Below are 12,177 nucleotides of genomic sequence, written 5' to 3'. Positions count from 1 at the left end.
CGGCCGGCCGAGCGATCACCACCTCTCGCAACATCGGATAGTCCAGTTCCGTCAGCTTCGGCGGACGCCCCCGCTTGCCCATTTCGCAGCCCCTGTGCTCTGATCGCCAGTAGACTGCTATTTTACTTTATTTTGTCTACACCCTCTGAAGACGCGCGCCTTCATTCCTCATCCGTTACCACCGCAGCCCCCGGTCGAATGGTCGGCGGCGCTGGCCGAGCAGCGCGATCAAGCCAATCAGTCCCTGGGCAGGCTGGACGGCATCGCCCGAATCCTGCCTGAGAAGCAGCTCTTCCTTTATCAGTACGTCCGCAAGGAGGCCGTGCTGTCCTCGCAGATCGAGGGCACTCAGTCTTCGTTACGCGATCTGCTGCTGTTCGAGCTTGACGAAGTGCCCGGCGTCCCGATGGACGACGTGCGGGAAGTCTCCAACTATGTCGCCGCGCTGGACTACGGCCTGGCGCAGCTGAAGGCCGGTCGGCCGATCTCGACAGCACTGCTCAACGAGATGCACGGCATCCTGCTGCGCGACGGCAGGGGCGAGGACAAAGCGCCGGGGCAATTCCGCGATCGACAGGTGTTCATCGGCAAGGCCCGACCCTTCACCATCACCTTCGTGCCGCCGCCACCTTCTTCGGTGGCGGACTGCATGGTCCAGCTCGAAGCGTTTCTGCATGACCAGCCGGAACGTACCGCGGTGCTGCTCAAGGCGGCGCTGGCCCATGTGCAGTTCGAAACCATCCACCCCTATCGCGATGGCAACGGCCGTCTGGGCCGGCTGCTGATCACGCTGTTGCTGTGTGCCGAGTCCGCATTGTCCGAGCCGCTTCTCTACCTGAGCCTCTACTTCAAGGAAAACCGCTCGGAGTACTACGCCAAGCTGCAGCGGGTGCGCACGCATGGCGACTGGGAGGCTTGGCTGGGCTTCTTCTTCACCGGCGTGCGCGAAACCTCGCAGTCGGCCGTCTGGACCGCCGAACGCGTCCTTGAGTTGTTTGCCCGCGACCGCGAGCGCATCACCGCTCTGGGACGTGGCGCCAGCTCGGCATTGCGTGTGCACCGACTCCTGCAGCGGCGCCCGGTGCTGGCGATTCCGGATGCGGCGACTCGGCTCAAGATGAGCTGGCCTGCGGTCGACAAGGCGGTTCAGGCACTGGAAAAACTGGGCATCGTCCGCGAGTTCACCGGCAAGAAGCGGCATCGGCTGTACGCCTACGACGCCTACCTCGATATCCTCACCGAGGGCGCTGAGCCCTTGCCCCGCTAACGCGCTACCGGCAGCAGCGGAGACATGCCGCCAGCAGGCCGAGAGCGCAGACGGGCAGCAGCAACAAGGCAGCCAGCACCGGGACGGCGAGCAGCCATCGCAGGGCGTACTCGAAGAAGGCGCCGCCGATGACGTCGAGCCCGGCAGTGATCAGCAAAGCGAGTTTCGCGTAGGCCTGCGCCCAGGGCGGCCCGGCACCCAGCTGCGGCAGTGCGGGCGCGGCTCTTTTCACGGTCAAGTCCTCGACCCCCATCGGCGCAGGAAGCGGTCCAGCGTCGTCGGGTCCGCTCGGGACGCCTCGGGCTGCGCAATGCTGGCCAGCCGTTCGATCTGCGCGGTCAGAAAGCGCTGTATCGTCGGAATCGGCTCGCCGGACCCGAATTCGGGCGTGCGCATCTTGCGCTCGCGCAATTCGAGGATGTCGTCACGCATCGACCCCGAGGGCAGCAGGTCGTCGAGCAGCTGGGTCAGGCTCATCGGCGGAATGCCCTGTCCGCGTTCCACCCACAGGCAGGCCAGCACGGGGCGCAGCACGTAGAAGTACTTCTTCAGCTTGATCGAGTCGCCGCTCAGGTGCTCTCGATAGTTTTTCCGCGCCATGTGGAAATAGTGATAGTGCGCAGACTTCGGAGAGAAGAACGTCCCTGCGAGTTCCAGCATCTCCGAGGCGAAATGACCCTTCGCGGACGCTGCGCTGACATAGACGATCGGCGACTGCAGCCACTCGATGAGCACCGGATTGCTCTTGGCCAGCAGCCGCAGGGCCTTGCGCAGATCCCAGCCGTTGACGTCGAAGGTGATGCCGCCGACGGTTTCGATCGGCGTTTCGATCACGTCGCGCCGTTCGTGAACGCTGAAGTACCAGTCCGCGTCGTGGGCATAGATGAAGCGGGCGTCGTAGTCCGAGTCCGGCGACGGAAAACCCCAGGCGCGGCTGCCCGATTCGATGGCGTGCAGGACGTTCACATCGTGATCGGTGGCGATCTGCTTCAGGCGCGCGCGCACCTCGGATACGGCTGCCGGTGACAGCGCGTTGGACGGATCGGGAACCGGAGGCAGAAAGGCAGGCATATCGCTACGGTCACATACGAGAGGCTCAGAACCTGACCCCGGCGGGCATATCCGCTGGCCCCGCAGGACAGACGGTGCCCGAGCAGGCCGAGCTGCGGAGCGAGGGATGGGCGCGCCGTGATGCTCAATACCGGCGGTAGCGGCCCCAGGCGCAGCGGCGCCGCTGTTGCGCGGCCTCGCACTGACTCGCATCATCGCTGTGCGTTCCATCCAATCAATGTCCGCCATGCCTTCAATCCCGCGCTCGCGCCGTGCGCGCTCGCCGCGCGCTCGCAAATCCCTCGAACCCCGCTATTCGCGCACCCACCGGCCCGACGAGGTTCCGATCGAGCACTGGCAGGCAGCGCTGCGTCGCCAGTTTGGGCGCGAGCAGAGCTTCGAGTGGGAGAATCTCGGCAGTGAACCGGTATTCTCGGAGTTCGTCGTCTGCAATCCCGACAGCGGCGGGCGCTATCGCGTCGCGATCCGCGGCGCCGGACTCGGCGACAACTATTGCGCCTGTCCCGATTTCGCTACCAACGAGCTGGGCACCTGCAAGCACGTCGAGTTCCTGCTGGCGAAGCTGGCGGCGCGACGCGGCGGCAAGACTGCATTCAAGAATGGCTACGCGCCGACTTACAGCGAGCTGTATCTGCACTACGGCGCGCAGCGCAATCTGCGCCTGCGTCCGGGCAGCGACTGTCCGCCGGCGCTGGCGCAGCAGGCGCGACGACTGTTCGATCCGGATGCGGACTGGCGTTTGCGTGACAGCGGTCTTTCGCACCTTGAGGACTTCATCGCCGCAGCGGGCAAGGCCGGGCACGACCTGCGTTGCTATGAGGATGCGCTGAACTACGTTGCACAACTGCGTGATGCCGGCACACGCGCACAGCGTCTCGCCGAGGTTTATCCCAAGGGCGCCGCCAGTTCGGCGCTCAAGAAGCTGCTCAAAGTGCCGCTGTTTCCGTATCAGGCCGAGGGCGCGCTGTTCGCGGTGCGTGCCGGCCGCGCGCTGATTGGTGACGAGATGGGCCTGGGCAAGACCGTGCAGGCGATCGCGGTAGCGGAGATCTACGCGCGGCATTTCGGCGTCGAGCGTGTGCTCGTGGTCTGTCCGACCTCGCTCAAGCACCAGTGGCAGCGCGAGCTGCAGCGTTTCGCCGGCCGCGAGGCGCAGGTGATCCAGGGTGGACAGGGGCTGCGCCGGCAGCAGTACCGCGAGCCGGCGTTCTGCAAGATCGTCAACTACGACGTGCTTGCGCGCGACCTCGACGACATCCGCGGCTGGGCGCCTGACCTGGTCATTGCCGACGAGGCGCAGCGCATCAAGAACTGGAACACAGTGGCGGCGCGCGCACTCAAGCGCATCGACAGCCCCCACGCGCTGGTGCTCACCGGCACGCCGCTGGAGAACCGGCTCGAGGAGCTGGTCTCGATCGTGCAGTTCGTCGACCGCCACCGCCTCGGCCCGACCTGGAAGCTGTTGCACGATCACCAGCAGCGCGATGAGGGCGGCCGCGTCACCGGCTACGTCGGACTCGATCGACTTGGCCGCACGCTGGCACCGATCCTGATTCGCCGGCGCAAGGCCGACGTGCTCGACGAGCTGCCGCAGCGCCTCGACAAGCATTTCTTCGTGCCGATGACACCGCAGCAGCAGGCGGTACACGAGGAGAACCGCGAGACCGTCGCGCGCATCATCCAGCGCTGGCGGCGCATGAAGTTTCTGGCCGACGCCGACCAGCGCGCGCTCACCTGTGCGCTGCAGAACATGCGCATGGCCTGCAACAGCACGTTCCTGCTCGACGGCCAGACCGATCACGGCTGCAAGGTGGACGAATTGCTCACGCTGCTGGAGGAGTTGTTCGAGCAGCCCGACGCCAAGGTCGTGATCTTCAGCCAGTGGCTGCGCACCCACGAGCTGATCCGGCGCCGGCTGGAACAGCGCGGCTGGGGCCATGTGCTGTTCCACGGTGGCGTGCCGGGTGCGCAGCGCGGCGCACTGGTCTCGCGCTTCCACGATGATCCAGACTGCCGCGTCTTCCTTTCCACCGACGCCGGCGGCATCGGCCTGAATCTGCAGCATGCCGCATCCACCGTCGTCAACATGGATTTGCCGTGGAACCCGGCGGTGCTGGAGCAGCGCATCGGCCGCGTTCACCGCCTCGGCCAGACTCGCGGCGTGCGCGTCGTCAACTTCATCGCTGAGGGCACGATCGAGGAGGGCATGCTCTCGCTGCTGGCCTTCAAGAAGTCCCTGTTCGCCGGCGTGCTCGACGGCGGCAGCGCCGAGGTCTTCCTGCATGGCACGCGGCTGTCGAAGTTCATGGAGACCGTCGAGGCGGCGACCGGGGCGACCACCGGCGAGATGCGAACCGCCGCACCGGCCGAAAGCGGGATGTCCGCCGCGCCCGAGCCACAACCAGCGGAGTCGACACCGCAAGTCGTACCGGGAGATACGTCGGAAAAAGTCGTCGACAACCCATGGGCCGACCTGCTCGATGCCGGTCTGAAACTCGTCACGACGCTGGCTGAGGTGCAGAACGGCTCGGCCGAGTCCGCAGTGGAGACGGACCCACGATCCGGCCAGAGCTATCTGCGCTTGCCCATGCCGCCTCCGGAAACCTTGCACAAGCTCGCGGTCTCGCTCAGCGAGCTGGTGAAAGCGCTGCAGCCGCCCCGCGCACCTTGAGGGCCTGTTCCTGCAACCAGAGCGTGAACGGCTCACGGAGGGGCTGACGAGAATCGAGCTAAGATAACCACACTTTCACTAACAGGAATTGTCGTTGAAAGGCCTTTCCGTACAAGAGGTTACGGATCATCTTGGGCGCCTGAGTCAGAGGTGGGGGCTGCCGGGAGCATTGATCCGGGGATTGCTGCGCTGCGACGACATCAGATACCTCGGCGGCGTTCCTGTTGCAGTGGGTGTTTCGCGTTGACCAGCCCGGGCGCCGCTATCAGCGCGTGCGCGGCTTCAAGGTCTTTCTGACCAATCCGGCGTGCGCGCCGGCCTGTTCGGTCTGCAGGGTGCATCGGTGTACGCGCTTCGGCCGGCACGAGCGCGATGGGTAGACTTTGCGCTGCTGGCCTGCTGCGGTACTCGCCTTCCAGTTCGGCGTCCGTGCTGTAAAGGCCGCCTTTCGGGATTCGAAGCACGAGTCGAGGTAATCGGGGATTCATCGGGATGAGCTGATGTCGTTCGACCACGCCACCCTCGAACTGCTGCGCCAGAACCACCCGGCCTGGCGTTTGCTGCGTGCGGATCATGCAGCGCTGATCGCGAGCTTTCTGCATCGCGTCTTCGTGGTGCCGAACCTGCGTGCGGTCGCGCAGGCGGATCTGGCCGAGGCGTTGGAGGACGAGCTGTTCGCGCTGCGTGAGCGCCTGGGGCCGGAGGCGTATCCGAAACCGGCGCTGCACTATCTCGACGACTGGGCGGCGCCCGACAAGGGCTGGCTGCGCAAGTTCTACCGTCAGGGGACGGACGAGCCGCAGTTCGATCTGACCCCTTCCACGGAGAAGGCGATCGCATGGCTCGGCACCCTGGGCGAACGCAGTTTCGTCGGCACCGAGTCTCGTCTGTTGACGCTGTTCGAGCTGCTGCGACAGATCAGTCAGGGCACCGAGACTGATCCGCAGACACGGCTGGCCGAGTTGCACAGCCGCCGCGATGAGATCGACGCGCAGATCGCCAGTGTGCTGTCCGGCGAAGCATCCGTGCTCGATGACACCGCCGTGCGGGATCGCTTCCAGCAGTTCCTGCAACTGGCGCGCGAGCTGCTGAGCGATTTTCGCGAGGTGGAGCACAACCTGCGCCAGCTCGACCGGCGTGTGCGCGAGCGCATCGCGCTGTGGCAGGGCGGCAAGGGCGCGCTGGTGGAGGACATCATCGGCGAGCGCGACGCCATCGCCGATTCGGATCAGGGGCGCAGCTTTCGCGCGTTCTGGGGTTTTCTGATGTCCAGCCGACGCCAGGAGGAGTTTTCGGCGCTGCTGGAGCACACGCTGTCGCTGCCGGCGGTGGAGGCGCTCAAGCCCGAGGGCCGGTTGCGGCGGGTGCACTACGACTGGCTGGAGGCCGGCGAGCACACGCAGCGAACGGTCGCCGAACTCAGCCGGCAGCTGCGACGCTTTCTGGACGATCAGGCCTGGCTGGAGAACCGGCGGATCATGGACATCCCGCACTCGATCGAGGCCCGCGCACTGGCGCTGCGCGACTCGGCCCTGCCAGATACGGTGATGCAGATCGCCGATCCCGCGTCAGACATCGAGCTGCCGATGGAGCGCCCGTTGCATGCGCCGGCGCTCCGGCCGCGAATCGTTGCCGAAGTACTCGCCGCTGGCGACGACGATGTCGACGCCGCTGCTCTGTACGCCCAGGTGGTCGTCGACAAGGCGCGGCTGAGCAGGCATGTGCGTCAGGCCTTGCAGGATCGCGCGCAGGTGACGCTGTGCGAGCTGGTGCGCCAGCAGCCGCTGCAGCAAGGTCTCGCCGAGCTGGTCGCGTATCTGCAGCTGGGCGACGATACTTTCAAAGTGGCGGTCGATGAGTCCGTGGACGAGCGGGTGGACTGGCAGGGGGTGGGCGCCGACGGCCAGGCTTGTCTGCGCCAGGCGCGTCTGCCCAGAGTGATTTTCGTCAGATGAGTGAAGTCCCGAACGAAGCGGCAGGCGCCGCCGACGCTGTCGCCGATGGACTGCCAATGCTGGCGGTGACACTGCTCAAGGGCGTGATCTACCAGCAGGACGCGCCGCGCCTGTGGAACTCACTGCTGACGCTGCAGGCGCGGGTGCGCGATTACGTTGCCGTGCTCGGGCTGGAACTGGTTCTGGACGAAGCGGAGGGCTATGCCTTTCTGCGCTCGCGCAGCACCGCGCAGGACGAGCAGGCCGACACGGTAGCGCCGCGGCTGGTGGCGCGGCGCCCCCTGTCGTTTCCGGTGAGTCTGCTGCTGGCGCTGCTGCGGCGCAAGCTTGCGGAAAGCGACGCCGGCGGCGGTGACACCCGGCTGGTGCTCTCGCGCGAGGATATCGTCGAACTGCTGCGCGTGTTCCTGCCCGCGTCCAGCAACGAGGCGCGGCTCGTCGACCGCATCGACAGCCACATCAACAAGGTCGTGGAACTGGGCTTCCTGCGACGCCTGAAACCGGCCTCCGGTCAGGCCGCGACCGCAAGCAGCTACGAGGTACGGCGCATCCTCAAGGCCTTTGTCGACGCGCAGTGGCTAGCGGATTTCGACAGCCGTCTGGCCGCGTATCAGGCGCAGTTGTCCGCGCCGGGAAGCGCCGATGAATGATCTGCAGACCCAGGCGCTGGACTTCGCCGGCGACGATGCGCTGGCCGGCTTTCGCCTGCGGCGGCTCGAAGTCTTCAACTGGGGTACTTTCGACCAGCGCGTGTGGACGCTGACGCTGGACGGGCGCAACACCCTGCTAACCGGCGACATCGGCTCCGGCAAGTCGACACTGGTGGATGCGGTGACGACGCTGCTGGTGCCGGCACACCGCATCGCCTACAACAAGGCTGCGGGCGCCGACAGCCGCGAACGCTCACTGCGGTCTTACGTGCTCGGACACTACAAGTCCGAGCGCAGCGAAACCACCGGCAGCGCTCGGCCGGTAGCGCTGCGCGACCACAATAGCTACTCGGTGATTCTCGGTGTTTTTCACAACGCCGGTTACGACCAGACCGTGACCCTGGCGCAGGTGTTCTGGATCAAGGACGGTGCCGGTCAGCCGGCGCGCTTCTTCGTCGGTGCCGAGCGCGAGCTGTCGATTGCCGGCGATTTCTCCGGCTTCGGCAGCGAGATCGCCCAGTTGCGCAAGAAGCTGCGTGGCCTGGGGGCCGAGATCGAGGACAGTTTCCCGCCCTATGGCGCCTGGTTCAAGCGCCGCTTCGGCATCGACAACGAGCAGGCGCTGGAGCTGTTTCACCAGACCGTCTCGATGAAGTCGGTCGGCAATCTCACCGATTTCGTGCGTGGGCACATGCTGGAGCCGTCCGAGGTGCGCCAGCGTATCGAAGCGCTGATCGGCCATTTCGACGATCTCAATCGCGCGCACGAGGCGGTGCTCAAGGCCAAGCGCCAGGTGGAGCTGTTGACGCCGCTGGTGGCCGACGGCGACCGCCATGCCGAGCTGACGGCCGCGGCAGCCGAGCTGCGTGCGCTGCGCGAGGCCTTGCGCGCGTACTTCGCGCAGGTCAAGCACGAGCTGCTGGACCGCCGTCTGGCGCTGCTGGCGCAGGACCATGCGCGCCACGACGCCCAGGTGAAGCGGCTGGACGAGCAGCTGCAGGCGCGACGTACGGCCGAGAGCGATCTGCGCCGCGCGATCGCCGACAACGGTGGCGACCGGCTCGATCAACTCGCCGAGCAGATCCGTCAATGCGCCGAGGCGCTGACCCGGCGTCGCCAGCGGGCCGAGCAGTACGCAGCGTTGTTGCGCGAGATCGGCGAGCTGCCGGCGGCCGATGCGGGTCTGTTTCAGGCGCAACGTCAGCAGTTGCATGGCTGGATCGAGCGCACCCGCGACGACGAGGCGGCGCTGGACAACGAACGCACCGAGCAGTCCGTGGCGCTGCGTGACGGCCGTCTGGCGCACACGCAGTTGAGCGATGAGATCGACAGCCTGAAGGCCCGGCGCAGCAATCTGCCATCCGCACAGATCGCGATGCGCCGTGCCCTTTGCGCGGCGCTGTCTCTGGACGAGGAAGCGCTGCCTTTCGCCGGCGAGTTGATCCGCGTGCGCGAAGACGAGCAGGATTGGGAAGGCGCGGCCGAGCGCCTGCTGCACAACTTCGGCCTGTCGCTGCTCGTGCCCGACGCGCACTACGTGCAGGTGGCCGCCTGGGTGGACCGCACGCATCTGCGCGGGCGTCTGGTCTATTTCAGAGTCCGCGAGCGCCGCGATGCCGAGTCGCCGTCGCCGCGCCCGGACTCCCTGGTGCGAAAGCTCGCGATTCACCCGGAAACGCCGTTCTACGGCTGGTTGGAGCAGGAACTGCATCGCCGTTTCGACATCGCCTGCTCCGACACGCCGGAACAGTTCCGCCGCGAAAAGCACGCCGTCACCCGCGCCGGGCAGATCAAGACGCCGGGGGAGCGCCACGAGAAGGACGACCGTCACGCGATCGACGATCGCAGCCGCTACGTGCTCGGCTGGAGCAATGCCGACAAGATCCAGGCGCTGGAACGCCAGCGCGCGGCATTGGAGCGCAGGCTCGCCGAAGTCGGCGCTGCGCTGGCCACCGTGCAGCAGCGACAGGAGGTGCTGAAGTCGCGGCTGTCGGTGCTGTCCAAGCTGGAGGTCTACGACGACTGGCGCGAACTCGACTGGCCGGGCGTGGCCGCCGAGCTGGCGCGTCTCGAAGATGAAAAGCGCGCGTTGGAGCAGTCCTCCGATCGCCTGCGTGAGCTCAGTGCGCAACTGGAGCAGCTACAGGTCGATATCGTCCAGGACCAGCAGCGGCGTGACGGACACGCCAGCGAGCGCTCCAAACTGGAACAGAAGCAGAGCGACGCGGCCGACCTGCAACAGCAATGCCGGCAGGTCATCGACGATCCCGATAACGCCGCTCATGCACTGCGCTTCGACGCCCTGAGCGCACTGCGCGACAGTGCGCTGGGCGAGTACCAGCTCAGCGTGGAATCCTGCGACAACCGCGAGCGCGAGTTTCGACAGTGGCTGCAGGACAAACTCGATGCCGAGGACAAGCGCATCAAGAACCTGCGCGACAGGATCGTTGCGGCCATGAGCGACTACCGGCACGCGTATCCGCTCGACACCGCCGAAGTCGACGCCAGCGTCGACGCGGTCGAGGACTACCGCAAGATGCTGCTGGCCTTGCAGGCCGACGACCTGCCGCGTTTCGAGGCGCGCTTCAAGGAGCTGCTGAACGAGAACACGATCCGCGAGATCGCCAACTTCCAGTCGCAGCTCGCTCGCGAGCGCGAGACGATCAAGGACCGCATCGAGCGCATCAACGAGTCGCTGACGCAGATCGACTACAACCCTGGGCGCTACATCGTCATCGAGCCGCAGCTCAGCCCGGACGCCGACATCCGCGATTTCCAGAACGAATTGCGCAGCTGCACCGACGACGTACTCGGCGGCGCCGAGGACAGCCAGTATTCGGAAGGCAAGTTCATGCAGGTCAAGGCCATCATCGACCGCTTCCGTGGTCGCGAAGGCCTGTCCGACCTGGATCGGCGGTGGACGGCTAAGGTGACCGATGTGCGCAACTGGTATCTGTTCGGCGCCAGCGAGCGCTGGCGCGAGGACGGCGCCGAGCATGAGCACTATTCGGATTCCGGCGGCAAGTCCGGCGGCCAGAAGGAGAAGCTGGCGTACACGATACTCGCTGCCAGCCTGGCCTATCAGTTCGGCCTGGAGTGGGGTGAGATCCGCTCGCGCACCTTCCGCTTCGTGGTGATCGACGAGGCCTTCGGGCGAGGCTCCGACGAATCGGCGCAATACGGCCTGCGGCTGTTCGCGCAGCTCAATCTGCAACTGCTGATCGTCACACCGTTGCAGAAGATCCATGTGATCGAACCCTTCGTAGCCGGCGTCGGCTTCGTTCACAACGAACAGGGCAATGCCTCGAAGCTGCGTAATCTGTCGATCGAGGAGTACCGGACCGAGAAGGCGAGGCTGACCGGGTGAGCTGGACGCAGCCGGCGGATCTGGTGGCGCAGCTGCGCCGGCTGTGGGGGCGCGGTAGCTTGCTGTCCAGCCGCGTCACCGGCGAGGTGCTGTTCCCGCTGCGGCTGAAGCTGCGTGCCCCTACATCGGCCGATCTGGTCGATCGTTACGAAGAGGTGCGCACCTGGGTCGCGGCGCTGCGCGCGATGCCGCATTGCCGCGTGCAGTGGCGCGAGTTTCGCCATCGCGTGCGCGGCAGCAGCACGATCCCCGAGCAGGTCTGGGTGGACAGCTGGGCCGATGCGCTGGCCCTGATCGGTCGCGCGCGCGAGGCGGCGGACTTCGACGCGCTGCTGGGCATCACCCGCAGCCGCCAGCCGAAGCTGCTCGACTGGCTGGCCCGACGTCCGCTCCGCGCGCTCGAACAGACCCGCGACTGGTCGCGCCTGCTCGACGTTGTCGATTGGCTGCAGACGCATCCGCGTCCCGGCATTCATCTGCGGCAGGTGGACATTCCCGGCGTGCCCAGCAAGTTCATCGAGCATCATCGCGGCCTGCTCGCCGAACTGCTCGACCAGGTCTTGCCAGCGGATGCGATCGACGCCGCTGCCACGACCGCGGCCTTCAATCGTCGCTACGGCTTTCTCGACAAGCCGGCGCGCGTGCGATTCCGCCTGCTCGATCCCGCGCGCAGTCTGCTGCCCGGTGTGGCGGGCGGCGACATCACCCTCGATGCCGACAGTTTCCGCGCGCTGCGTTGTGACGTATCGCGGGTGTTCATCACCGAAAACGAAACCAACTTCCTGAGCTTTCCGCCCGCTGCCGACAGCCTGGTGCTGTTCGGCGCCGGCTACGGGTTCGAGTCACTGGGCCGCAACACCTGGCTCGCGCGCTGCGAGCTGCATTACTGGGGCGATATCGACACGCACGGCTTCGCGATTCTCGATCAACTGCGTGCCCGTCTGCCCGGCGTGCGCTCCTTGCTGATGGACCGGGCCACGCTGATGGCTTTCCAGAAGTTCTGGGGCGAGGAGCAAAAGCCGGTGACGCACGACCTCCATCGGCTGACGCCGGACGAACGCGCTCTGTTCGACGACCTGCGCGACCAGCGCATCCGCCCCAAGCTGCGGCTGGAGCAGGAGTTCATCGGCTTTGCCTGGGTGCGCGCGGCACTGGCGGCGTGCTGACGGCGGCTTGTGCATCATGCGTCTCGCCTG

The 12,177-nt window shown here is 66.2% G+C and carries 8 protein-coding genes; 6 read left to right on the top strand and 2 right to left on the bottom strand.

The annotated features are described in order from the left end of the window. Positions 1-145 precede the first annotated feature (145 nt). Complete coding sequence (locus tag C8D93_RS18715; RefSeq protein WP_110266759.1) at positions 146-1,267, top strand: Fic/DOC family N-terminal domain-containing protein; 1,122 nt, start codon at positions 146-148, stop codon at positions 1,265-1,267. 4 nt (positions 1,268-1,271) lie between these two features. Here the strand turns inward: C8D93_RS18715 and C8D93_RS18710 are convergent, their stop codons facing one another. Then, on the bottom strand, positions 1,272-1,499 hold the full coding sequence (locus C8D93_RS18710; RefSeq protein ID WP_146216662.1) for a hypothetical protein: 228 nt from the start codon (positions 1,497-1,499) through the stop codon (positions 1,272-1,274). 2 nt (positions 1,500-1,501) lie between these two features. Next, positions 1,502-2,338 (bottom strand): nucleotidyltransferase domain-containing protein, encoded by an 837-nt coding sequence (locus C8D93_RS18705; RefSeq protein WP_170124117.1) that lies wholly within the window; start codon positions 2,336-2,338, stop codon positions 1,502-1,504. Between the two features lie 226 nt (positions 2,339-2,564). On the opposite strand from C8D93_RS18705, the gene C8D93_RS18700 reads away from it, so the two are divergent. From C8D93_RS18700 to C8D93_RS18680, 5 genes are all read left to right on the top strand, one after another. Continuing rightward, positions 2,565-5,009 (top strand): DEAD/DEAH box helicase, encoded by a 2,445-nt coding sequence (locus tag C8D93_RS18700; RefSeq protein ID WP_110266772.1) that lies wholly within the window; start codon positions 2,565-2,567, stop codon positions 5,007-5,009. Between the two features lie 500 nt (positions 5,010-5,509). After that, complete coding sequence (locus C8D93_RS18695) at positions 5,510-6,964, top strand: DUF3375 domain-containing protein (protein ID WP_110266756.1); 1,455 nt, start codon at positions 5,510-5,512, stop codon at positions 6,962-6,964. Beyond that, positions 6,961-7,614: a DUF4194 domain-containing protein gene (locus C8D93_RS18690; protein WP_110266755.1), complete on the top strand. Its 654-nt coding sequence runs from the start codon at positions 6,961-6,963 to the stop codon at positions 7,612-7,614. Before C8D93_RS18695 ends, C8D93_RS18690 begins: the two co-directional genes overlap by 4 nt. Beyond that, complete coding sequence (locus C8D93_RS18685) at positions 7,607-10,981, top strand: ATP-binding protein (protein WP_110266754.1); 3,375 nt, start codon at positions 7,607-7,609, stop codon at positions 10,979-10,981. The genes C8D93_RS18690 and C8D93_RS18685 overlap by 8 nt, the downstream gene beginning before the upstream one ends. Beyond that, positions 10,978-12,147 (top strand): DUF3322 domain-containing protein, encoded by a 1,170-nt coding sequence (locus C8D93_RS18680; RefSeq protein ID WP_110266753.1) that lies wholly within the window; start codon positions 10,978-10,980, stop codon positions 12,145-12,147. The genes C8D93_RS18685 and C8D93_RS18680 overlap by 4 nt, the downstream gene beginning before the upstream one ends. Positions 12,148-12,177: the final 30 nt, after the last annotated feature.

The organism is Sinimarinibacterium flocculans, assembly GCF_003201205.1.
Taxonomy (GTDB): Bacteria; Pseudomonadota; Gammaproteobacteria; order Nevskiales; family Nevskiaceae; genus Solimonas; species Solimonas flocculans.
Note: the sequence above shows the minus strand (reverse complement) of the source record. Positions and strands in the feature narration are given on the sequence as shown.

Coding starts and splice junctions, on each gene's coding strand:
- C8D93_RS18700 (WP_110266772.1), top strand. CDS start 2,565: ATGCCTTCAATCCCGCGCTCGCGCCGTGCGCGCTCGCCGCGCGCTCGC.
- C8D93_RS18685 (WP_110266754.1), top strand. CDS start 7,607: ATGAATGATCTGCAGACCCAGGCGCTGGACTTCGCCGGCGACGATGCG.
- C8D93_RS18705 (WP_170124117.1), bottom strand. CDS start 2,338: ATGCCTGCCTTTCTGCCTCCGGTTCCCGATCCGTCCAACGCGCTGTCA.
- C8D93_RS18695 (WP_110266756.1), top strand. CDS start 5,510: ATGTCGTTCGACCACGCCACCCTCGAACTGCTGCGCCAGAACCACCCG.
- C8D93_RS18690 (WP_110266755.1), top strand. CDS start 6,961: ATGAGTGAAGTCCCGAACGAAGCGGCAGGCGCCGCCGACGCTGTCGCC.